Here is a 24,724-nt window from a genome sequence, read left to right as displayed (position 1 = left end):
TTATGGTAAAGTTATCTGTTTATTTTCTTGAGATTCTTTATATATAACAATCATAGAGCCGATAACTTGTACCACTTCACTACTAGTCGCTTTACTAAGAGTATTTGCTAAATCATTTTTATCATCAAAATTATTTTGTAATACATGAATTTTAATTAATTCACGATTTTCTAAAGTATCTTTAATTTGAGAAACCATATTCTCATTAATTCCAGCTTTGCCTATTTGAAAAATCGGATCAATATTGTGGGCTAAACTTCTTAAATATCTTTTTTGTTTACCAGTTAACATATTATTCTCCTTTTAATTTTTTTAATACTGCATATATCATTTCTTCTATATTCGGTTGTTTACCTGTCCAAATTTTAAAACTTTCGGCACCTTGATATATAAACATATCAAGTCCATTGTGAATTTGATTTCCCCGAAGCTCTGCTTGTTTTAAAAATGGAGTTTTATAAGGAACGTATACAATGTCACTTACTAAAGAATCAGGTGCTAAATTTTTTAAGCTAATTATCATATCATTATTATTAGCCATACCAGCTGGTGTTGTATTAATAATGATGTCGAATTCATCTAAATGACATTCAGCTTGGTTTAATGAAATTGCATTAATATCAATATCCCATGAATCAAAGCGGGACATTGTTCTATTAGCTACGGTTAGCTTAGGATGTACGTAACGGCTTAATTCATTTGCTATCCCTTTACTAGCACCACCAGCACCGAGAATTAAAATATATGCATTAGATAAGTCAGGATACACTTGTTTTAACCCAGTTACATATCCAATTCCATCAGTGTTATAACCTATCCATTTATTATCAATGATTTTAACAGTATTAACTGCACCTACAGTTTTAGCTTGTTCATCAATGTCATCTAAATATGGAATGATATTTTCTTTATGAGGAATTGTGATATTGAAACCATCGATACTATTTTCCTCTATAATTTCACGTATTTGATGTATATCTTTGCTTGGAATGTGTAAAGCTTCATATGAGTCATCCATATTTAAAGATGTAAAATTTGCTTTATGCATTATTGGTGATAATGAATGGTCTATTGGGTCACCTATTACTGCATACTTCATAATAATAACCACCCTACATTATTGAATTACGTAAAATAACATCCACATTTTTAGGTACACGAACAATCATTTTTGCACCAGCTTCTATAGTAATAAATCCTAGACCTGAAATCATAACATCTCTTTTATCTTTACCTGTTTCAAGTCTAACTGCTTTAGTTTCTGCCATGTCAAAATGTTCAGGATTATTGGGAGGCGTTAAAACATTACCTATTTGAGTACGCCATAAATCATTTGCCTTTTCAGTTTTTGTACGATGAATATTTAAATCATTTGAAAAGTAACATACAAGAGGTCGCTTACCTCCTGAAACATAGTCTATTCGAGCTAATCCACCAAAGAATAACGTTTGACCTTCATTTAATTGGAAAACACGTTGTTTAATTTCATTTTTGGGTACGATAGTTTTTAATTCTTTTTCAGTAACATAATGTGTCATTTGATGCGCTTGAATAATGCCCGGAGTATCATACATAAATGTTTTCTCATCTAAAGGTATATCAATCATATCTAGTGTTGTTCCAGGAAATCTTGATGTTGTAACAACATCTTTTTCTCCAACACTTTGCTCAATTAATTTATTTATTAAAGTTGATTTACCTACATTAGTTGTACCGACAATATACACATCACTATTATCTCTATGTTTGTTAATGGCTGATAACAAGTCTTCAATCGCCCAACCTTTTTGTGCAGAAATTAAGACTACTTCATCGGCTTCAAGTCCATATTTTCTAGCTGCCCTTTTCAACCATTCTTTTACACGTCGTTTGTTAATTTGTTTAGGCAAAAGATCTAATTTATTCGCAGCTAAAATCACTTTTTTATTACCAACAATACGTTTTAAAGCATTAATAAATGATCCTTCAAAATCAAATACATCAACTACATTAACTATGATGCCTTTACGATCTGCTAGGCTATTTAAGAGATTTAAAAAATCATCACTATCCATACCAACATCTTGAATTTCGTTGTAATTTTTTAATCTGAAGCAACGTTGACATATAACATCTTCGCGAAAAAGATTGTGTTCAGGTACATAACCTGGTGCATTTTTATCTTCAGATTGTAGCGGTGCACCACAACCAATACATTTAAGTGTTTCGTTCAATCAATTTTCCTCCCATGTAATATAGCCTTTATTTTTAAAATAATTTAATAGACGACGTTCAATAATACGATTGAACTTTGTAATAAATCCATCTGTTCGTTTAACTGGTACAACCATAATAGTATATAAACCGTTACGATTACCGCCAAAAACATCCGTTAACATTTGATCGCCAATTACTATCGTTTCTTCTGGCTTAATATTCATGTGTTTAATCGCTCTCTTAAATGATTTACCCATAGGTTTTCTAGCTTTGAAAATAAAATCTACATTTAAATCTTTAGAAAAGCTGGATACGCGATTTTCATTATTATTTGATACAATTGTGATTGTAATGCCTAATTCATTGGCTCTTTTAAACCACTCTTGTATTTCAATAGTTGGTGACTCGACATCCCAACCAACTAATGTGTTATCTAAATCTGTGATAATGCCTTTGAAACCCGCTTTTGCCAATTTTTCAATATCGATTTGAAAAACAGATTTTACATAGTCATTAGGCATAAAATATTTTTTTATTAATCCCATTTAAATTTCACCTTTTATTTAATTTATAGTGTTTCAACAAGCTGCGCTACAATGATACTTGATGATTGAGCCGCTTGTCCTAAAAATTCATCAAATGAAACGTCAGCTTCACCATTTGCTAAATCAGAAACCGCACGCGTTACAATAAATGGCACTTTGAATTGATAACATGTTTGTGCTATAGCGGTAGCTTCCATTTCAACGGCCATTGCTTTAGGAAATTGACGCTTAATGTGCAGACGTTGATCAACACTACCTATAAAGCTGTCACCACTAACAATAGGTCCAATTTTCGCGTTATAATGATTATCAATAATCACTTTTTCGGTAATCTTTAATAACTCTTTATTAGCTTCAAATTTAGCAGGCATTTGAGGTATTTGTCCATACTCATACCCAAATGCGGTAGCATCTGCATCATGATAAATAACATCATCACTAATTAACATGTCCCCAACAGCTAAGCTTTCATCCAATGCTCCGGCAGAACCTGTATTGATAATTAACTTAGGATTAAATTTTTCAATCAATAACGTCGTCGAAATGGCAGCATTGACTTTACCAATTCCACTTTGAGTTAGCACGACATCTTTATTATTTAATTGTCCTCGGTAAAATTTTACGTGAGCAATAGAAATTTCACTCATATTTGTTAATTTATCTTTTAATATAGCTATTTCTTCTTCCATAGCTCCTATTATTCCAATCATATTTACACCTCAATCATTTTCTTAGCACTTGCTATTTTATCATATATTTTTAATCATCACGACAATGATTATTTAGAATCTCATATTATATGAATGCCTTTTATATCAATTATAAATAAAAAACTCTACATTCATTTGAATGTAGAGTTCGTGGTTTTAACCTTTCCACAATGTTGCTAAATCTTGTAGTGAGAATATACCTGTGATTATCGTAACGATGACAGCAACTATACCAAATACTAGCATCCATGTTGGGTGTTTATAATCACCAACAACAGATTTCTTTCGACTTGCTATAAGAATTGCACCTAATGTTATAGGTAAAATCCAACCATTAATTGCACCAGCAATAATAAGTAAACTAATTGGTTTACCAATAAATAAGAATATTAACGTAGATACTACAATAAATACAATTACTATCAAGTTATTTTTATTAAATAATGATTTATGTAAAGTTTTTAAGAATGTAGCACTAGTATAAGCAGATCCAATAACTGATGACATCGCAGCAGCAAAGATTACAATTCCAAATATGTTTTTACCAATTGGTCCAATTGCGTGTTCAAACACAGATGCAGGTGGATTATCAGCACTTAGTGTAACACCTGTTACTACTACACCTAATACTGCTAGGAATAATAATGTTCTCATAATTCCAGTAGTTAAAATACCAGCAATTGCAGAACGATTTACAAACGGTAAGAACTGTTGGCCTTTCATTCCAGAATCAAGTAGTCTATGCGCGCCAGCAAATGTGATATAACCACCAACGGTTCCGCCAACTAAAGTGATAATTGGTAAAATTAATTTGATTGGATGTTCTGGTGCAAATGTGTGAACTAATGCATCACCATATGGCGGGTTAGACACAACCATTACATATGCGACTACTAAGATCATTACAACACCTAGAATCATCGATACAACATCCATTATTTTTTGACCACTTTTACTAACAAAAATTAAAATTGAAAATACCGCGGTAATTGCTGCACCCCATTTGATGTCTAGACCAAACATAGCATTTAGTCCTAAACCTGCACCAGCAATATTACCAATATTAAATGCAAGACCCCCAAATGCAATTAATATAGAAATTAATGTACCTAATCCAGGCATTACTTTATTAGATACCTCTTGACCACGTAAGCCAGTCACAACTAAAACACGCCAAATATTAATTTGTGCCCCAATGTCAATGATAATCGAAATTAAAATTGCAAATGCAAAACTGGCATAAAATTCTGCGGTAAATACAGCTGTCTGAGTAAGGAAAGCTGGACCAATTGCAGATGTTGCCATTAAAAATACAGAACCATATAATAATCGTCTATGACTCTTAGTAAATTTAAATTCTTTCTCATTTGATTTTACTTCTTGATTTGAATTTTGTTTTAAATTTTCTCCCATGAATGGACCCCCTTATAAGGACTGAATATCAATGCCTTCTTTCGTTAATTTTTCTCTAATTTGTTGTACAAATTCTAATGCATGAGCGCCATCGCCGTGCACACAAATTGTATCTGCTTTCAAGTCAATTTCTTTACCATTTTTACTTGTAACTTTGTTGTTCATTACCATTTTCAAAACTTGCTCAAGCGCTTCATCAGTGTTAGTGATTACTGCATCTGGTTCTTTACGACTTACTAATTGACCATTATCTTCATAACGTCTATCTGCAAAAACCTCTGATGCAGTTTTTAATCCTAAAGTTTCAGCTTCTGATATTAATAAAGTATTTGAAAGTCCGACTAAAACAAGCGATGAATCAAAATAGTAAACTGCTTGAGCAATAGCATGTGCGATAGCTTTATCTTTAGCACCCATGTTATAAAGCGCACCATGAGGCTTAACATGGTTTATACGTGTATCATGAACTTTACAAAAAGCATCTAATGCACCTAATTGATAAACAACTAAATTATAAATTTCATTTGGTGAAATATCCATGTTACGTCGACCAAAACCCTTTAAATCTGGCAAGCCTGGGTGTGCACCTATACCTACACCATTGTCTTTAGCTAGTTTCACAGTGTCATACATAACATTTTCATCGCCTGCATGAAATCCACAAGCAATATTAGCTGAAGTTATTAAAGGAATGATATCTTTATCTCCACCAAATGAATAATTTCCGAAAGCTTCGCCTAAATCACAATTTAAATCTACTTTCATTATAGCTCAACTCCTTTAATAATTTGATGTTTTTCAAGGAATTTTATATCAACCTCACTTGCATCAGTATCAGCATACAATGGGTAACTTAAAACAGCATATAAGAAATCAGCTGTAGTAGTGAATCCTTCAATTACCATTTCATCAAGTGCTACCTTTAGTTTCTTGATTGCTGACTTACGATCCGTATCTTTAACAATCACTTTAGCTACAAGTGAATCATAATATGGTGATACTTGATAACCTGGATATAATAATGAATCCACTCGAATATTAAATCCTTGTGGTAAATGTAATTTTTTTACTTTACCAGGTGTTGGTTGGAACTTTTTCTCAGGATTTTCAGCGTTAATACGTGCTTCAATAACATGACCATTAAATACAACATCTTCTTGTGAAAATGGTAACTGATCGTGTTGCATTAAATATAGTTGTGCTTGCAGTAAATCACGGTCTGCACGCATTTCTGTAACCGTGTGCTCTACTTGTATACGTGCATTCATTTCGATAAAGTAGTGCGCATCATTTGTTACTAGAAATTCAATTGTACCTGCACTACGATAGTTAGAAGCTTTTGCGACTGCTACGGCGTCATCACAAATTTGTTTTCTTCTTTCTTCAGTTAGTGCTGCACAAGGAGATTCTTCAATCAACTTTTGATTTTTACGTTGTACTGAACAATCACGTTCACCTAAGTGTACATAATTTTCTTTTCCATCACCTATAACTTGAACTTCAACATGCTTAGCTACTGGAATGAATGCTTCTACATATACTCGATCATCATTAAAGTATTTTTGACCTTCACTTTTGGCTTCTTTCAACATTTTTTCAAGTTGTTCAGGTTCTTTGACGATTCTAATTCCTTTACCGCCACCACCACTAGCTGCTTTCAACACTAACGGATATCCAATTTTTTCAGCTAAACTTTTAATTTCGTCTACAGATTCAACTGCACCTTGAGATCCTGGAATAACTGGTACACCCGCTGAGTCAACTGTTTGACGCGCTGTGATTTTATCTCCCATCATTTCCATAGTTTTTTTACTTGGACCTATAAAATGTATATCATTTTCTTCTACTTTTTCAGCAAATGTAGTGCTTTCAGATAAAAAACCATAACCTGGGTGAATTGCATTTGCACCAGTTATTTCAGCAGCACCAATAATACGTTCGATATTCAAGTAACTATCTAAAGGATTAGCTTCACCAATACAAACTGCTTGGTCAGCAAGACTAACGTGCAAACTTTGTTCATCACCTTTAGCATAAATTGCCACGGTTTCAATGCCCATTTCTCGACAAGCTCTAATAATACGAACCGCGATTTCTCCTCTGTTTGCTATTAAACAACGATACATTAACCTGTCCCCCCTTATTTAACTTTTACTAACACTTGATCATATTCAACGTTTGTGCCGTGGTCGACTACAATATCTATGACTTCACCATCAATATCACTAGTGACTTCATTCATTACTTTCATTGCTTCAACATATCCTATAACGTCGCCAGCTTTGATTTTATCGCCAACTTTAATTTGAGGGTCAGTTAATTCTTTACTATCTTGTAAAAAGAAAGTACCGACCATAGGAGAAGTGATTTCTTGTGATTGTTCAGTTTGATTGGATTCATTTTCAGATACTTCATTATTAACAGCTTGATTTGGTATAGTTTGAGAAGGTGCATTAGCAGTATTTTGAATTTGATTATCTTCTGTAAAATCTAACTCTAATTCATTTTTACTATCTTTAAATTTAAATCTTTTTACTCCATTTGATTTAACTAAATTAATGACTTCTTCTATCTTTTTAATATTCATTATTTATTCCTCCTCGATAATTTTAGATATTTTATGTGATGTATTACGTATAGATTGCATACTAAATATTGGTTGGGTTTCGATGCTATTCAATAAATTGTTGAAATGTTCATCGAATTCATTTAATTTTTCTGATGCTTCTTTGACAGAAATCCATTTAAATTGAATTGTGTTGCCTGGCTTAAATTGTGCCAATTTTTTCAAATCTAATTGACTGACCGTAGCTATTTTAGTATAACCACCGACCGTTTGTTTATCATTTAGTAAAATAATTGGATTACCATCATTAGGTACTTGTATACTTCCTAAACCTACTGGCTCCGAAATGATATCAGCGCCATTGTCCGGTGGAACAGTCTCACCAATTAATCGGTAACCCATTCTATCTGACTGGTCAGAAATTTTATATTCAGATTCAACCAATCTATTTTTCTTTTCAATAGAAAACGCGTCAATTTGCGGACCTTTAATAATATGAATGATATTATCTTCTGGTACTGCCTCATAATCTATCGTTTTACCTAAATTAGATTTATAGTTATCATTTTGACTAATGTTGATTATATCATTCTTTTTAAGTGTTCTTCCTTGATACCCACCCACTTTGCTTCGGGTGTGAGTAGAATAACTACCAGCAACTTGTTCAATATCTAAAGGATTTCCAAAGAATATATAGCCTCGAGCTCCTTTAATTGATGCACCGATTTCTAATAAATCACCTTTGTTAGCTAGGATAACTGTGTTGTTATCAATATTTTGATTATTTAATTTCGCACCAAATTGACCACCCGTTAAAACGAATGTGTTATTACTTGTAAATTGAATTGTTGGACCAATTACAGTGTATTCCAATGAAGGTCCGTTATTATGAATAAGTGCTTGTCCGATTTCATAGCTATATACATCCATGGCTCCAGCACTTGAAAAACCTAAATGTTGATAACCAAAGCGTCCTTTATCTTGTACAGTAGTGAAAAGACCTGGTTTAATAATTTTAATTCCCACTTCGAGTCACCCACTTTTCTTTATCAAATCTATTTTCAGCAATTTCTGTTTCGATTTCTCTAAAAGTTGATTCATCAATTGGGTAAAATTTTATATAATCTCCAGCTTCGTATAACGTCATTGGTTCTGAAAATTGATCAAATACTTTTAACGGTGTTCTTCCAATTATCTGCCAACCACCTGGAGAATCAGATGGGTATAATCCAGTTTGATTATTAGCGATTCCAACTGATCCAGCAGCTATTTTCACCCTAGGTTCAGATCTTCTTGGTGTATGTAACTTCTCGTCTAATCCTCCTAAGAAAGGAAATCCAGGCATAAATCCTAGCATATAAACCAGATATTCGTTGTTAGAATGTATATCAATAACTGTTTGAACATCTAAATTATTATGATTAGCAACCTCTTCTAAATCAGGGCCGAAATCATTATTGTATAGAACTGGTATATGTATCACTCGTTTTTGATTATTTGATTCTGATTTTGAAACATTTAAATTATCTAAATCTAACTGATTTATTAACTGTTCATATTCAATCAATTCATTATTAAAGTTAATCATAATAGCTCTATATGACGGTATTATGTCTCTTATAGCAGAGATATTTTTTGAAAGTATGTATTGTGTTGTTGCATTTACATCTTGATAATTAGTTTCGCTAATTTCTTCTTTAAAATAAAGCAATATTGATTGCTCATTGATCACTTTAATATCCAATCTTTTGCCGCCCCCTTTAAAGCTATAGATATCTAATATTATCGAATTTTAACAAGATAATAATATCTTATTGTTAGAAAATCAGAATATTTATAAAAATTATAACATCTAGATATCATATTTGTTTAATAAGACTTTCAAATTAAGAATAATAAAAAAGTAAGGACAAAATGTAATCGCTTACTTTATTGTATTTTCAACTCTTATTCAGTTTTATTCACAATGTTATTTAAGCATATAAAACTAATTTTGTCATGAAAAAGTTATAAATTTTAAATAAATTTGACGATATTTATTAGGATATTTGTAATTTTATACGTAAAAATGACACAAATAGACTATATTTATCTAATAATTCAAATTTAAACAAAAAACTTCAAAAGCTAAATGAATTTACTTAGCTTTTGAAGTATTGTAATTCTATTTGATATCTACAATTTTAACATTGATTTCTCCACCATTTGGTAATGGAACGCGAACTTCATCTTTCAAACTTTTACCAATTAAAGCTTTAGCCATTGGAGATTCATTTGAAATTTTACCTTTGAATGCATCAGATTCAGCAGAACCAACAATTTGGTAACTTTCTTCTTCATCACCAGGTAATTCAATGAATGTTACTGTTTTACCAATTTGAACAACATTATTATCGCCAGTATCTTCAATAATTAAAGCGTATCTTAGCATATGTTCAATGCGTTGAATATCTTGTTCAATAAAGCCTTGCTCATCTTTGGCTGCGTCATATTCTGAGTTCTCAGAAAGGTCACCAAATGAACGTGCTACTTTGATTTTTTCGACTACTTCAGGTCTTTTTACTGTTTTTAATTCTTCCAATTCTTGTTCTAATTGTTCATACCCTTCTTGAGTCATTGGGTATTGTTTTTGATTTTCCATTATGTCATCTTCCTTTTCACATTATTTAAGTTAAATTGGCCTTTTTAATATTAAAATAATACTATTTAGATAGATACTTTAAGGCTATTTATTGCTTACTAACAAGCGTTTGGATTTTGGTTGTCATAATATCAATGGCTACTTTATTACTACCGCCTTCAGGAATAATAATATCAGCATATTTTTTAGTAGGTTCAATAAACTGATTATGCATTGGTTTTACAACATTTAAATATTGATTGATTACTGATTCCATTGATCGTCCACGCTCTTTAGTATCACGTACTAAACGTCTTAGAATTCTTAGGTCGGCATCAGTATCAACATATATCTTAACATCCATCATATCACGTAAAGTTTTGTTTTCTAAAGCAAATATACCTTCTACGATAATAACATCTTTCGGTTCAAATGCAATTGTTTCATTACTTCTTGTATGATTTGTGTAATCATATGTCGGTACTTCTACAGCTTGACCATTGCGCAAATCCTTTAAATTTTCAATTAATAAATCATTATCGAATGCAAAAGGATGGTCATAGTTAGTTTCTAATCTTTCTTCAAAAGTTAGATGAGATTGATCTTTATAATAATAATCTTGGGCAAGTAATGCCACGCTGTGCCCTTCTAAATTCTTCATAATTTCATTAGTCACTGTAGTTTTTCCAGAGCCTGACCCACCGGCAATTCCGATTATTGTTGTATTCGCCATTATCCGATTTCCTTTCTTAACATGTTGTTTGGATAAATTGGTTGATCTACTTTTATTTGTACGATTTGTAGAGGATGTCTAGCTGCATCTAGACTATTTCCCTCTTCATCATAGATGGCTTCCACGACTTGTCTGAAACTATCAATTTCAGGCCCGAAGAATTCAATCTCTTGGCCAGGTTTAAAGTGGTTTCTTTGTTGCACCGTTGCGATTTTACTTGTTTCATCATAATCTAGAACTAAGCCACAAAAATCATAAGGTGATTTTTTATTTTGTTGTACGCCGAACATTTGCTCTTCGTATCCTGGCGTACCTTCAAAGAAAGCAGGTGCAGTATCTCTGTTTGCACATTTATCTAATTCAATTAGCCATTCTGGATTGATTTCAAAATGCTCTGGATCTTCTGCGTATGCATCGATTACTTTTCTATAAACAGATACTACAGTAGCAATGTAATGTATCGATTTCATACGTCCTTCAATTTTTAATGAATCAATTCCAATATCCATCATTTGTGGAATAGACTCTATTAATTTTAAATCTTTCGGACTCATTGCAAAAGGAGTAACATCACCATCTTGATAAAATAAATCAAGCTCCCCATCTTCATCAACCGATAATAAATCATAGTCCCAACGACAACTTTGACAACATCCACCTCTATTGGAATCTCGTGCAGTCATATGATTACTCAAAGTACAACGTCCTGAGTATGCAATACACATTGCACCATGAATAAAAGCCTCTATTTCAATGTCGACATTTTCTTTCATTTCTTTCATTTCCATTGCACCAGTTTCACGTGCTAGTACGACACGATCTAATCCTTCTTCTTTCCAATATTCCACTGCTTTATAATTGGAAAGTGATTGCTGTGTTGATAAATGAATCTCTAATTTTGGAGCTACGCGTTTACATGTTTCAATAATAAGTGGATCAGCTACAATTATACCTGCAGCACCTGTTGATTCTAAAGACTGTAAATAATTTTCTAGTCCATCAATATTTTCATCATGAGCAATGATATTAGTCGTTACATAGATTTTAGCATCATAACGTTTCGCAAAATCTACGCCTTCTTTTATTTCTTCAATTGTAAAGTTATCTGCATTCGAACGTAAACCATATTCTTGACCTCCAAGAAATACGGCATCTGCACCATAATGTACAGCTATTTTTAATTTTTCTAAATTACCAGCAGGCGCCAATAATTCAGGTTTTTTAATTTTAACTTTTGATTTTGAATTTATCTCAGTAAGAGTTTTCATTTTAGCGCCCCTTTCTTAGTAAACCGTTTGTTTGTATAAAAAGCCTTCATCGAATGGACGATGTTCAGGCTGAATATCTTCAATTGGGTCGACCAACATAAATTTTTCATCTTCATATGTCTCAGGATCTTCATTATATAAATCAATGGCTTCTCGATATTGCGCAGTAACTACATTAATATATTCTTCGCTTTGTAAAATTCCATCTATTTTAAATGAATCAATACCGGCTTCAAATAAAGGTTCTAATTCTTCAATGAGACAAATATCGTTTGGTGACATAATATGTGTACCATTAAAGTCCTCGAAAACAGGATACTTATTATCACGTTCTTCATCATATAATAATAATTCTTTTTGATCTCCATTACGTTTGATTTTCATTTGTCTATCTTGGAAAGTATAGTAGTTACCTAGCAACATGCGCTTTGATTGAAACATGCATGTCATTCCATGAACTTGAACTTCAATTTCGACATGGGCATTTTCTTTAATATTTATAATTTCATCTAAATTTAATTCTCGTGCCAGTACAGCTCTATTAGCGCCACGTTTTCCCCAATAATTACATTGGAAATAGTTAGTAACTATCGTTTCAGCATCCCAATTAAGTGGGATTGGGTCTTCATGATGTTTAACATACATTACGACAGCTGGATCACCAAATATAATACGATCAACTTTAATTTGATGTAAGTAATTAATATAATCTTCTAAAGCATTTAAATGATAATTATGGAAAATTCCATTTACAGCAACATAAATTTTTTTATTATTGTCATGAGCTAAGTTAACTGCTTTTTGTATATCTTCGCGATTAAACTCCCCTGGTAATCGTAACCCAAATTTTTCTTCACCAATAACAAACGCATCTGCGCCGATATCTATCAATGTTTCTAAATGAGCTAATGATTTAGGAGTAACGAGTAATTCTGTCATATTCATTCTCCTTTAATAGATATAGCTAATCCATCATCCATATTTATAAAATTTGTTTGATAATTGTCTTGTTCCATAAGCCATGTATTGAATTTTTGCACTTTTTTAACCATTTGTTTTACATTTCTTGAACGTACAATATCAATATTGGATACAAAACCATGATATAAGACATTATCAGTAATAACTAAACCACCTTTTCGTAGTAAAGGTGTAAAGTATTCAAAAAACTTTTTTGATTGTGCTTTAGCTGCATCAATAAAGATAATATCATATTCTACATTATTTACTTTATCTATTTGTTCTAGAGCATCTCCTTCGATTAGACGAATTTGATCCTCATACCCATAGTTTTTATAATTGTTTTTAGCTTGAAGAATCATTTCTTCATCTCGTTCAATAGTCGTAATTTGAATGTCATTTGAAATTGAAGCAAATTGCATTGAACTATATCCTATCGCTGTACCTATTTCTAAAATATTTTTAGCATTATGAATTCTAATTAATTGTTTAATCATTTCTAGAGATAGTCTATCAACGATTGGCACGGCATTTTCGACTGCATAATCCCTTAGGACTTCAATTTCATTATCTGTTTTTTTATGTATTTCTAATAAATACTTTTGATTTGTTTCCATTAATTTACTTCCTTCTAAAATACAAAAATGACATTAAAAAATAAACCAGTCTTGTAATTACTCACACATTTAAATCGAAATAACTTTTGAAATTTTATCTTATATTAATTGCGACTGATTTTATTAATTATGATTTTTATGTGTCTATAAGAATTTAACTTTAAGTATTTTACCATATTTTCAAGTTAAATTTAAGATGAAAAGATTAAAAAGCATTAATTTGTCAAGTTATAAATAAAAAAAGTTGAGACAATTTAAATTTGTCTCAACTTCTTAATTTGAAGTGTAATTATTCTTCCATGTTAGTATTGACTACTTCTTCAACCATATCCCATTCTTCATCTGTTTCGATTGGAACTAATTTACCACCATCGCCAGATTCATCTGGTTCATTGATCATAGGAATTAGTTCAATCATATCGTCGTCATCTGATTGTGCGCCTTCTTCGGCTAAAATAACATATTCTTTTTTGAATTCTGGATGATAGAATTCTAACATCTTACGATATAAAACTTCATTTCCTTCTTCATCAAATAATGTTAATAATTCTTCCTCGTTACTTATATTTAAATCAACATCATTAATATGCTCGTGGTTATGATTATGTTCAGTCATTATTTAATCTCCTTTATTGGATAGAATCTAAATAGCCTTGCAATATAAATACTGCTGCCATTTTATCAATTACTTTTTTTCTTTTTTCTCTTGAAACGTCAGCTTCAAGTAATGAGCGTTCAGCAGCCATTGTGCTCAAACGTTCATCCCACATTATAATTTCTATCTGGGGTAAGCTTTCTTGAAGTAACGCTTTATATTTTAACGAGGCTTCGCCACGAAATCCAATAGAATTGTTCATATTTTTAGGTAACCCTATCACTACTGTACCAACATTATTTTCTTTAATAATAGATACAAGCTTATCAATGCCAAATTCCTCTTGTTCCTCATTAATTCTGAGAGTGTCTAATCCTTGGGCTGTCCAACCCATCAAGTCACTAATAGCTATACCAACCGTTTTGCTCCCTACATCTAAGCCTAAAATCTTGTGTGTTAGCATAACCTATTGTTTAGTCTCTTTTAAATAATTTGAAACGAGTTCTTCCATGATGACGTCGCGATCAATATGACGGATTTGATTTCGAGCATCATTTTGACGTGGAATATAGGCTGGGTCACCTGATAATAAATAACCCACTATTTGATTAACAGCATTATAACCTCGCTCTTCTAATGTTCGATGTACGTTCGTTAATACTGCTTCAACGTTCTTTTTTGGAAGTTCATCATAATCAAACTTCATTGTTTTATCAATATTATCCATAGATGCGACACTCCTCTATAACGAATTATCTTACACATACTAATTTTACACTAGTTAGATATAAAGTTATAGTTTTTTAATGTAATCTTTAATAAAGCGTAATGATTCTGAGATATTTTCAGGTTGAGTACCGCCACCTTGAGCCATATCAGGTCGACCGCCACCTTTACCCCCAACGATTGGAGCCATGTTCTTAATGATATCTCCGGCTTTAATTTGATTCGTTTGTTCTTTTGGCACTGTAGCTATAAGTGAAACTTTACCTCCAACATTACTAGCTAAGATAATAATAGCATCTTGTTGTTTTGATTTAAAATCATCCATCGTTTGTCTGATTTCTTTTGGATTAGATACTTCTACTTCAGTTGCTAAAACGTTGAAACCATTTATTGTTTCAATTTGTTCATCTATATTACCCATTTTCAATGTTGTAATTTCTTTATTACGTTGCTCAAGTTGTTTATGAAGATTTTTCTCTTCATCTTGTAATTGAACGACTTTGTCTAGCACTTGGTTGTCTGATTTAACTTTAACTTGATTTTTAATAGAATTAAATTTATTTTGTATTTCTTCTAAATATAAAAATGCAGCTTTTCCGGTTAACGCTTCAATACGTCTAACACCTGCACCAGTTCCTGATTCGCTTACTATTTTGAAAAGTCCAATTTCTGCAGTGTTGTCTACATGAATACCACCACAAAGCTCTATTGAGAATGGCGCCATATTTACTACACGTACGACATCACCATATTTTTCACCGAATAAAGCCATGGCACCCATTTTTTTAGCTTCATCAATTGGCATTTCTTGAATATGAACTGTAATACCTCGCCAAATTTCTTCATTCACACGTCGTTCTACTCTATCAATTTCTTCTTGTGTCATCGGACCAAAATGAGAGAAGTCAAAACGTAAACGTTCACTTTCTACTAATGAGCCGGCTTGGTTAACGTGTTCACCTAAGACTTCTTTTAATGCTGCATGAAGTAAGTGAGTGGCACTGTGATTTTTTTGAATATCTTTTCTTTCGTCTCTATTTACACTTGCATCCACTTCACTATTAACTGTAACTTGACCAAATTGAATGACGCCTTGATGCAGATTTTGACCATTCGGTGCTTTTGTTACTTCTTGAACTTCAATTTCAAATTGCTCATTTCCGACTGTACCTTTATCAGCAACTTGTCCACCACTAACAGCATAGAACGGTGTTTCTTTAAGAATAAAATAGATTGTTTCGCCTGCTTCAGCACTCTCAACAGCTTCTCCATTAAAAATCAAATCCGTTAATGTTGTTTGATAATCAGTTGTTTCATAACCAACAAATTTACTTTGTGTAGTGATGTTTTTTAATACTTCACTTTGGATTTGCATTGATTGAGAACTTTGACGTGCTTCTCGAGCTCGTGTACGTTGTTGTTCCATTTCTTTTTCAAATGTAGCCATATCTACAGAAATACCTTCTTGACTAGCTAATTCTTCAGTTAATTCAATTGGGAAACCATAAGTGTCATATAATTTAAATGCATCAGATCCATTAATTTCTTTTGTAGAAGATTTAGCTTTAGAAATTAAGTCGTTTAAAATTCTTAATCCTTCTTGAAGTGTTTCATGGAAACGTTCTTCTTCTGATTTAATAACACGTTTAATGAAGTCAGCTTTTTCCTTAACATTTGGATAATATGGTTCCATGATTTCTGCAACAATATCCACTAACTTATACATAAATGGTTCATTAATGTCTAAAGTTTGACTAAATCGCACGGCACGACGAAGAAGACGGCGTAAAACATATCCTCGACCTTCATTGGCAGGTAAAGCGCCATCAGCGATAGCGAAAGCAATTGTTCTAATATGGTCAGCAATAACTTTAAACGCTATATCTTGTGTATCATTCTCTAGATATTTTTTACCTGATACTGCTTCAACTTCATTGATAATCGGCATAAACAAATCAGTTTCATAGTTCGTACGAACATTTTGAGAAACTGAAGCCATACGTTCAAGACCCATACCAGTATCAATATTTTTATTAGGAAGTGGTGTATAAGTATTGTCTTTATTATGATTAAATTCACTAAATACTAAGTTCCATACTTCTAAATATCTTTCATTTTCTCCACCTGGATACATTTCTTCAGCTGGATCATCTTGACCATATTCGTCCCCACGATCATAGAAGATTTCTGTATTAGGACCAGAAGGACCTTCACCAATATCCCAGAAATTGCCTTCAATTCGAATAATTCTACTTTCTTCTAAACCTATCTCTTCATTCCAAATACGATAAGCTTCTGTATCTTCCGGATGAATAGTGACATATAATCTTTCTGGTTCCATTCCCATCCATTTTTCACTTGTTAGAAATTCCCATGCAAAATGAATTGCTTCTTTTTTGAAATAATCACCAATAGAGAAATTTCCTAACATTTCAAAAAATGTATGATGTCTTGCAGTAAATCCGACATTTTCGATATCGTTCGTTCTGATTGCTTTTTGAGAATTGACAATTCTTGGTTTTCTAGGTGTTTCACGACCATCAAAGTATTTTTTTAATGTTGCGACACCAGAATTAATCCATAATAATGAATCATCATCAATCGGTACTAACGGCGCTGAAGGTTCAACCATATGTCCTTTTTCAACGAAGAAATCAATATATTTTTGACGAATTTCACTAGCTTTTAAATTTTTCATTTCTTTCACTCCTATACCATCTTAATTTTATAAAATTATAGAAAAAAAGAACGTTCATCCTCGAAAGGGACGAACGTTCTCGCGGTACCACCCTAGTTAAAAGAATGTTGAAAACAATCGAAAATCAACCATTCTTATCACTTCATTACATTATGAAAATGACACGAAGTAGCGTTCAACAATTTACTTTGTACTTCTCACCAACCAGTACATCTCTAAAAATAGTTTAAAATTGCCTACTCATCTTCATGTGAATTTAAATTTATTTTAAGTATTTTTCGACCAAATGTCAACGCTCAACAAAATCATAAGGAGAAGTTTCGCCCATATTTATCATAGGATTAATTTGGTAAATCGTAGCTTCACTTAAGACGATATGATTTTGATCTTCTTTTTCAATGGAATGGTCTCTCGTATCAATATTATCTTTATTTACGTTGAATATGTCATCTTCATCTTTTATCACTTGCTCATGAGTAGCGTCAATTTTAAAATACGCTAGAATTAATTCACAAAGTTGTGTGTGACGTGCTTGTCCTTGTGTATTTAAACCCATATCAAATGCTTTAGGATCGCCTAGTAGAACAAGAGATTGTTTTGCACGAGTAAGTCCTGTATATAAAATAGGTTTTTGTAACATTCTAAAATATTGCTTTACAATTGGCATTATGACTATCGGAAATTCAGAACCCTGTGATTTATGAATCGATGTACAATAGGCATGTGTTAATTCAAGTAAATCCTGTCTTGTAAAGGTGATTTCATTTCCCTCAAAATCAACTACCAGTACATCTTTATTTAGAGCATTTTCTTTCGCCCAAAAGATTCCAACAATAATGCCTATATCGCCATTAAATATATTATCGTTAGGCCGATTGACTAATTGTAATACCTTGTCTCCTTTACGAAATTTGATATCACCGAACTCTATTTCTCGTGTATCATCTTCCTTAGGATTTAAAATATCTTGTAATACTTGATTTAATCTCTTTATGCCAGCACTACCTTTATACATTGGTGCTAACACTTGAATATCGCTCATATCATAACCTTTGTTGACTGCACTTGCGACTACTTTCTCAACAACTGAAGGAATTTGTTCTACACCGCAATTGATAAAGCTTCTATCATGAAAACGTTGTGATATGTCAATAGATTCTCCGTGCTTCATACGATGTGCCAAGTCTATAATACTGGAACCATCTTGTTGACGATATACTTCGGTTAAATTAACACGTGGAATAGCTTTAGAATCTATTAAATCTTTAAAAACTTGACCTGGACCAACTGAAGGTAATTGGTCTTCGTCTCCAACAAACACAATTTGTGCATCTAAAGGAACTGCACTTAAGAATTGGTGAAATAACCAAGTATCTACCATAGACATTTCATCAATAATAATTAATTTAGCTTTTATTTCATTGTCCAATATATCTTCGGGCTGTGTATCTTGATTCCACCCTATTAAACGATGAATAGTCATCGCCTCTAGTCCGGTTGATTCTTGCAGTCGTTTGGACGCACGGCCAGTCGGCGCTGCTAAAACAACGGGATAATCATCATCTTGGTAATCTGCATAATTTAAAGATAATCCATGAATTTCAGCGTATAGCTCTACAATCCCTTTTATTACTGTTGTTTTCCCTGTGCCTGGTCCACCGGTTAAAAGCATTACTTTAGAATTTATAGCAGTTTGTAATGCTTCTTTTTGTGAAGGTGCGTAATTCACATTATTGTTATCCTCAATTTCGCCAATATGTAACTGTAAATCAGACTGTTCTATTTCTTTCAGTTTATTTTTGTATGTTTTAATACGGTACAAATTCTGAACACTTTTCAACTCAGAATAATATAAACTAGGAATGGCGACACGTTGGTTATCAAAAATTAATTTGCTTTCTTCAGATAAATTTTGTAAAACTTCTTCTAATTGTCGATGCTCTATTGTTTCCCCTTGACGTTTGTCACTTAGCATTTCTTGAGTAACTTCAATAACATAGTCATATGCTAAATAAGTATGACCCTGTTTAATACATTCTTCTTCCAAAGTAAATAGTAATCCAGCTTTCAATCTTTCTTGATCATTGAACGCAATACCATTATTTCTAGCTAGTGTATCTGCCTTTTGAAAACCAATACCCTTTACATCATATACAAGTTGGTATGGATTTTTCTCAAGGACTTGAAGTGTTTCAGATTGATAAAACTGGTATATTGCCATTGATAATTTAGGACCAAAGCCTAAATCGTGTAAGCGGATCATAATTTTTTCTGACTCTTGATTAGCCTGTATTTGTTCAGCAATTTGCTTTTGCTTCTTTTTTGGAAGACTTGGAACATTTTCAAGTACTGTAGCGTCATTTAAAATATCATTAATAGCATTTTCACCGAGTGTATTTACTATATTTTGAGCAGTCTTTTTCCCGATACCCTTAAATAAATCACTAGATAAGTAACTTACAATCGCATCTTTTGTTTGAGGAATCTCTTTCTCGAATGTGTCAGCCTTTAATTGTTTACCATATCTAGGATGTTCTACAACTTGACCCTTAAAAGTATATACGTCACCCTCTACAATATTAGGAAAGAAACCTACGACTGTTGGCAAATTACCAAAAGACTCATTGGTTTCTATCGTATCGACTTTGAGCACAGTATAAAAATTATCATTATTTTGAAATAAGATAGCATCAACTGTACCTTTTATCATTGAATAATCAAATAATGTAGGGTCTGACATATTACTCCTCCTCGTTTTTTAAAGCCTCAAAAGTACTTTTAGCATGTTGACTTAATAAATGCTCTGGATCAATATGAATGGCTTGTTCAAAATAGGCTATTGGCAAGTCAATATCTTCTGTGAGCATATATGAAGCTAATCCCAAATTGTATAATGCATCAACGTGTCTAGAATCAATTGCTAATACAATTTTCAATTGATCTATAGCTTGTTCAAACATTTCTAAATGGCATAGTACTAGACCATATTGAAATTGTACCTCCGCATCTTTAGCGTTGTCTTGTTCAGCAGCTGTCATAAAGAATGGCAGTGCTTCTTTATGTGCATCAAGCTGATTAAATGACATTCCAATCATATAATTAGTATCAACTTTATCCATATTATTTTTTGAAGCTAATTGGTATAGTTTTATGGCGTCTTGGTACTTCCCTTGATCATAATATAAGTTAGCTAAATTATAGTAAACGGCACCATTCTTGTCATCTAATGTAATTGCTTTTTGGAAAAACCGTTGTGCTTTTTCGACTTCACCTACATCTGCTAAAACAATACCCGCATTAATATAATTTTCCACTGTTTTAGGTTCATCTTCTATATTTTGAAATAATGCTTTTAATGCATCTTCAAGTTTTCCATCTTGAATCCATTGATAGATAGTTTCTTGACTTGTTACCACATTATCAACTCTTTTCATTTTAAAATGGTTAATGTACTTCATTTTGGTTAAATCAAAGTAAAAAATAAATAAGTGGAACAGAAATCAAATGTTACTAAATTGATTTCAACGTTCCACCCTATTTACTATTAGATTTAAACAACATAACTTAATTGACCAGAATTTTTAAATACATCATCAATAGTAGCGCCACCTAAACAAACGTCGCCGTCATAAAAAACGACAGCTTGTCCTGGCGTAATCGCACGCACAGGTTCATCAAACGTAACTCTAATTGAATGTTCATTTTCTTTTTTGACGAAAACTTTAGTGTCTTTTTGTCTATATCTAAATTTAGCAGTACATTCAAATCCTGTTTCTAAGTCAACAGGATTTACAAAAGATACGTCTGATGCAATAAGGTAATCGCTATAAAGCGCATTATGATTAAAACCTTGTTCTACATATAAAACATTGTCTTTTAAATTTTTACCTACAACGAACCATGGATCCCCATCGCCACCTATTCCAAGGCCATGACGTTGGCCAATAGTGTAATACATCAAACCTCCATGCGTTCCCATTTTTTTACCATCTAGTGTACGCATTTCTCCAGATTGTGCTGGTAAATATTGAGATAGAAATGTTTTAAAGTTTCGTTCGCCAATAAAACAAATACCTGTAGAATCTTTCTTTTTAGCTGTCGCTAAATCTTGTTCTTCAGCAATTTTTCTAACTTCTTTTTTCTCTATATCGCCGATTGGAAACATTACTTTAGATAGTTGGTCTTGTGATAATTGATTTAAGAAATAAGTTTGATCTTTGTTATTATCCACACCTCTAAGCATTTCAACATGACCGTCTTCATGTCTACGAATTCGGGCATAGTGACCTGTTGCCACATAATCTGCACCAAGTTTTAGTGCATGTTCTAAAAATGCTTTGAATTTAATTTCTTTATTACACATTACATCCGGATTAGGCGTACGACCTTTTTTATATTCATCCAAGAAATAGGTAAATACTTTATCCCAATACTCTTGTTCAAAATTAACAGCGTAGTACGGAATACCAATTTGATTACATACTGCGATGACATCATTATAATCTTCTGTCGCAGTACAAACGCCATTTTCATCAGTATCGTCCCAATTTTTCATGAAAATGCCAATTACGTCATAGCCCTGTTCTTTTAACACATGTGCAGTAACTGAGCTATCGACGCCACCAGACATACCAACAACTACGCGTATATCTTTATTAGACAATATTATTCCTCCTTAAATTTATGATATATTTTGTGAATTTCAGCTACAATATATTTAATCTCATATTCAGTTGTTTGTTCATTAAAACTAAAACGAATTGAATGTTTAGCACGTTCTTCATCTTCATACATCGCCGCTAAAACATGTGATGGCGTCGTTGAACCGGCTGTACATGCAGAACCTGAAGATACATATATATTTGATAAATCTAACAACGTCAACATTGTTTCAACATCGATAAATGGAAAGTATAGGTTTAAAATATGACCTGTTGTTTCAACCATAGAACCATTAACTTCAAATGGTATCGCGCGCTCTTGTAAACTAACTAAAAATAGTTCTTTTAGTTGCATTAGATGTACATTATTGCTATCACGATTTTCGTCAGCAAGTTCAAGTGCTTTTGTTAAACCAACAATTTGTGCTAAGTTTTCAGTTCCAGCACGTCTTTTAGTCTCTTGTTCGCCACCCAACTGTGCATATTCAATAGGTGTATGTTCTTTAACTAATAACACACCTACGCCTTTAGGACCTCCAAATTTATGCGCAGTAATACTCATAGTATCAATTTTAAAATCCTCAAATTTTATATCAAAGTGGCTAATTGCTTGCACTGCGTCAACATGAAGTAATGCATTTGATTCAGCTACCAAATCTTCAATATCATAAATTGGCTCAACTGTGCCAACTTCATTATTAACGAACATAATAGACACGAGTATCGTATCGTCAGTTAAAGCTTCTTTAAGTTGGTCTAAATCGACCTTACCTGTATCATCAACATCTAGGTAAGTGACATCGTAGCCTTCTTTTTCTAGTTGTTCAAATACATGTAAGACAGAATGATGCTCAATCTTAGTTGTAATAATATGATTACCTAAATGCTCATTGGCATAGACTAATCCTTTAATCGCAGTATTATTAGATTCAGTTGCACCACTTGTAAATATAACTTCGCTCGTTTTAGCGCCTAACAAATTAGCCACTTTTCTACGTGATTCATCTAAATAGCGACGAGCATCTCGTCCAATAGTATGAATAGATGATGGATTCCCATAATGCGATTGATAGATGGTCATCATGGCATCAACGACTTCAGATTTAACCGGGGTAGTAGCTGCATAGTCAGCATATACTTCCATTATTTAGTACACTCCTCACAATATTATCAATGTTCCTATAATAGCACCTGGCAGGTAATTTTTCTAGATAGTTGTTTGTAAATACATGTTCAATTATCTCTATTTTAACATTCTTAAATGCATTAATTTAATATATTTTTGAGAAATCTATATTGAAAATAAGAACACATATTTAACATGAGCAATTTAATAACTGTATTTAAATATACTTGTTAAACTAGTCAATAGTAAAATACAAAGGAGACTTTATAGATGTCTAATATTAAATTATCTGCATTAAATTTAGTACCTATTAAAGAAGGTCAAACTGATAAAGATGCAATAGAGGATATGGTAGCACTTGGTCGAAAATTAGATCGTCTTGACTATGAAAGATATTGGATTGCTGAGCACCACAACGCACCAAACTTAGTAAGTTCTGCTACCGCTTTATTAATCCAACATACGCTAGAACATACTAAAAATATTAAAGTTGGTTCAGGTGGCATTATGTTACCAAACCATGCACCTTTAGTTGTTGCTGAACAATTTGGAACTATGGAAACCCTTTTCCCTAATAGAGTTAATTTGGGTTTAGGAAGAGCGCCTGGTACAGATATGATGACAGCGAGTGCGTTAAGACGCGATCAACATAACGGTGTCTATGAATTCCCTGAAGAAGTAGAACAATTACAAACATACTTTGGACCGGGTAATAAACAAGCGTATGTACGTGCATATCCAGCTGTAGGCAAAAATGTACCCTTATATATCTTAGGTTCGTCAACTGATTCAGCCCATTTAGCTGCACGTAAAGGTTTACCTTATGTCTTTGCGGGTCATTTTGCGCCACAACAAATGAAGGAAGCTATACAAATATATAAAGAATTGTTTGAACCATCAGATGTCTTAGATAAACCATATATGATTGTGTGTTTAAATGCGATTGTTGCTGAAACAGATGAAGAAGCAGAATATTTAGCAAGTACTCTGGCACAAGTATTTATAGGAATTGCACGAGGAAGAATGCAACCAGTTCAACCACCTACAAATGATTTGCAAGGTTTGTTAACGCCTAGAGAATATGAAATGTCAAAACAAAGATTTGAAGATTCATTAATAGGATCTGAAGCTACTGTTAAACAAAAATTAGAATCATTTATCGAAGAATATGGAGAAATAGATGAACTAATGGGTATTAGTTATATTTATGATCAAGACAAACAATTTGAATCATTTGAACGTTTAAAAAATGTAGTAGAATCTTTAAATAAGTAATTTAAAAACGACCAG

The 24,724-nt window shown here is 32.5% G+C and carries 25 protein-coding genes; 1 reads left to right on the top strand and 24 read right to left on the bottom strand.

Going from position 1 to position 24,724, the window contains the following annotated elements:
• From yhbY to HYI43_06020, 24 genes are all read right to left on the bottom strand, one after another.
• On the bottom strand, positions 1 to 291 hold the full coding sequence (yhbY, locus tag HYI43_06135) for a ribosome assembly RNA-binding protein YhbY (GenBank protein ID UDI78136.1): 291 nt from the start codon (positions 289 to 291) through the stop codon (positions 1 to 3).
• 1 nt (position 292) lies between these two features.
• Positions 293 to 1,099: a shikimate dehydrogenase gene (gene aroE / locus HYI43_06130; protein ID UDI78135.1), complete on the bottom strand. Its 807-nt coding sequence runs from the start codon at positions 1,097 to 1,099 to the stop codon at positions 293 to 295.
• Between the two features lie 13 nt (positions 1,100 to 1,112).
• A complete protein-coding gene (gene yqeH / locus HYI43_06125) occupies positions 1,113 to 2,213 on the bottom strand; it encodes a ribosome biogenesis GTPase YqeH (protein ID UDI78134.1) in 1,101 nt (366 codons plus the stop codon).
• Positions 2,214 to 2,741, bottom strand: a complete 528-nt coding sequence (locus tag HYI43_06120) for a YqeG family HAD IIIA-type phosphatase (GenBank protein UDI78133.1) — start codon at positions 2,739 to 2,741, stop codon at positions 2,214 to 2,216.
• Between the two features lie 23 nt (positions 2,742 to 2,764).
• Positions 2,765 to 3,451, bottom strand: coding sequence for a 5'-methylthioadenosine/S-adenosylhomocysteine nucleosidase (mtnN, locus tag HYI43_06115; protein UDI78132.1), 687 nt, complete (start codon positions 3,449 to 3,451; stop codon positions 2,765 to 2,767).
• A 156-nt stretch (positions 3,452 to 3,607) separates the two neighbouring features.
• Complete coding sequence (locus HYI43_06110) at positions 3,608 to 4,864, bottom strand: divalent metal cation transporter (GenBank protein ID UDI78131.1); 1,257 nt, start codon at positions 4,862 to 4,864, stop codon at positions 3,608 to 3,610.
• Positions 4,865 to 4,876: 12 nt separating this feature from the next.
• The gene (pxpA, locus tag HYI43_06105) at positions 4,877 to 5,629 is read right to left on the bottom strand and encodes a 5-oxoprolinase subunit PxpA (protein UDI78130.1); all 753 of its coding nucleotides are present in this window, start codon (positions 5,627 to 5,629) and stop codon (positions 4,877 to 4,879) included.
• Positions 5,629 to 6,990, bottom strand: a complete 1,362-nt coding sequence (locus HYI43_06100) for an acetyl-CoA carboxylase biotin carboxylase subunit (GenBank protein ID UDI78129.1) — start codon at positions 6,988 to 6,990, stop codon at positions 5,629 to 5,631. The genes pxpA and HYI43_06100 overlap by 1 nt, the downstream gene beginning before the upstream one ends.
• Positions 6,991 to 7,004: 14 nt before the next feature.
• On the bottom strand, positions 7,005 to 7,451 hold the full coding sequence (locus tag HYI43_06095; protein ID UDI78128.1) for an acetyl-CoA carboxylase biotin carboxyl carrier protein subunit: 447 nt from the start codon (positions 7,449 to 7,451) through the stop codon (positions 7,005 to 7,007).
• A 3-nt stretch (positions 7,452 to 7,454) separates the two neighbouring features.
• Positions 7,455 to 8,456, bottom strand: a complete 1,002-nt coding sequence (locus tag HYI43_06090; protein ID UDI78127.1) for a biotin-dependent carboxyltransferase family protein — start codon at positions 8,454 to 8,456, stop codon at positions 7,455 to 7,457.
• Positions 8,446 to 9,174 carry a 5-oxoprolinase subunit PxpB gene (pxpB, locus tag HYI43_06085; protein UDI78126.1) on the bottom strand — a complete coding sequence of 243 codons (729 nt, stop codon included), beginning with the start codon at positions 9,172 to 9,174 and terminating at the stop codon, positions 8,446 to 8,448. The genes HYI43_06090 and pxpB overlap by 11 nt, the downstream gene beginning before the upstream one ends.
• Before the next feature lie 420 nt (positions 9,175 to 9,594).
• Complete coding sequence (greA, locus tag HYI43_06080) at positions 9,595 to 10,071, bottom strand: transcription elongation factor GreA (protein UDI78125.1); 477 nt, start codon at positions 10,069 to 10,071, stop codon at positions 9,595 to 9,597.
• An 88-nt stretch (positions 10,072 to 10,159) separates the two neighbouring features.
• The gene (udk, locus tag HYI43_06075; protein UDI78124.1) at positions 10,160 to 10,783 is read right to left on the bottom strand and encodes a uridine kinase; all 624 of its coding nucleotides are present in this window, start codon (positions 10,781 to 10,783) and stop codon (positions 10,160 to 10,162) included.
• Entirely contained in the window at positions 10,783 to 12,051 is a 1,269-nt protein-coding gene (locus HYI43_06070) for a U32 family peptidase (protein UDI78123.1), read from the bottom strand. The genes udk and HYI43_06070 overlap by 1 nt, the downstream gene beginning before the upstream one ends.
• A 15-nt stretch (positions 12,052 to 12,066) precedes the next feature.
• Positions 12,067 to 12,990 carry a U32 family peptidase gene (locus tag HYI43_06065; protein UDI78122.1) on the bottom strand — a complete coding sequence of 308 codons (924 nt, stop codon included), beginning with the start codon at positions 12,988 to 12,990 and terminating at the stop codon, positions 12,067 to 12,069.
• A gap of 2 nt (positions 12,991 to 12,992) precedes the next feature.
• Positions 12,993 to 13,628 carry an O-methyltransferase gene (locus HYI43_06060; GenBank protein UDI78121.1) on the bottom strand — a complete coding sequence of 212 codons (636 nt, stop codon included), beginning with the start codon at positions 13,626 to 13,628 and terminating at the stop codon, positions 12,993 to 12,995.
• Between the two features lie 289 nt (positions 13,629 to 13,917).
• Entirely contained in the window at positions 13,918 to 14,244 is a 327-nt protein-coding gene (locus HYI43_06055; protein ID UDI78120.1) for a DUF1292 domain-containing protein, read from the bottom strand.
• A gap of 13 nt (positions 14,245 to 14,257) precedes the next feature.
• Complete coding sequence (gene ruvX, locus HYI43_06050) at positions 14,258 to 14,686, bottom strand: Holliday junction resolvase RuvX (GenBank protein UDI78119.1); 429 nt, start codon at positions 14,684 to 14,686, stop codon at positions 14,258 to 14,260.
• Positions 14,687 to 14,689: 3 nt separating this feature from the next.
• Complete coding sequence (locus HYI43_06045; GenBank protein UDI78118.1) at positions 14,690 to 14,950, bottom strand: IreB family regulatory phosphoprotein; 261 nt, start codon at positions 14,948 to 14,950, stop codon at positions 14,690 to 14,692.
• 66 nt (positions 14,951 to 15,016) lie between these two features.
• Positions 15,017 to 17,647 (bottom strand): alanine--tRNA ligase, encoded by a 2,631-nt coding sequence (gene alaS / locus HYI43_06040; GenBank protein ID UDI78117.1) that lies wholly within the window; start codon positions 17,645 to 17,647, stop codon positions 15,017 to 15,019.
• 289 nt (positions 17,648 to 17,936) lie between these two features.
• Positions 17,937 to 20,387 carry an ATP-dependent RecD-like DNA helicase gene (locus HYI43_06035; protein UDI78116.1) on the bottom strand — a complete coding sequence of 817 codons (2,451 nt, stop codon included), beginning with the start codon at positions 20,385 to 20,387 and terminating at the stop codon, positions 17,937 to 17,939.
• A 1-nt stretch (position 20,388) separates the two neighbouring features.
• Positions 20,389 to 21,081 carry a tetratricopeptide repeat protein gene (locus tag HYI43_06030; protein ID UDI79275.1) on the bottom strand — a complete coding sequence of 231 codons (693 nt, stop codon included), beginning with the start codon at positions 21,079 to 21,081 and terminating at the stop codon, positions 20,389 to 20,391.
• Positions 21,082 to 21,197: 116 nt separating this feature from the next.
• On the bottom strand, positions 21,198 to 22,310 hold the full coding sequence (gene mnmA / locus HYI43_06025) for a tRNA 2-thiouridine(34) synthase MnmA (GenBank protein UDI78115.1): 1,113 nt from the start codon (positions 22,308 to 22,310) through the stop codon (positions 21,198 to 21,200).
• Between the two features lie 2 nt (positions 22,311 to 22,312).
• Positions 22,313 to 23,452: a cysteine desulfurase gene (locus HYI43_06020; GenBank protein ID UDI78114.1), complete on the bottom strand. Its 1,140-nt coding sequence runs from the start codon at positions 23,450 to 23,452 to the stop codon at positions 22,313 to 22,315.
• A gap of 252 nt (positions 23,453 to 23,704) precedes the next feature.
• Between HYI43_06020 and HYI43_06015 the strand changes: the two genes are divergently transcribed.
• On the top strand, positions 23,705 to 24,709 hold the full coding sequence (locus tag HYI43_06015; protein ID UDI78113.1) for an LLM class flavin-dependent oxidoreductase: 1,005 nt from the start codon (positions 23,705 to 23,707) through the stop codon (positions 24,707 to 24,709).
• Positions 24,710 to 24,724 lie beyond the last annotated feature (15 nt).

This window comes from Staphylococcus taiwanensis, assembly GCA_020544305.1.
GTDB lineage: Bacteria > Bacillota > Bacilli > Staphylococcales > Staphylococcaceae > Staphylococcus > Staphylococcus taiwanensis.
This window is presented reverse-complemented; position numbering and strand designations above follow the sequence as displayed.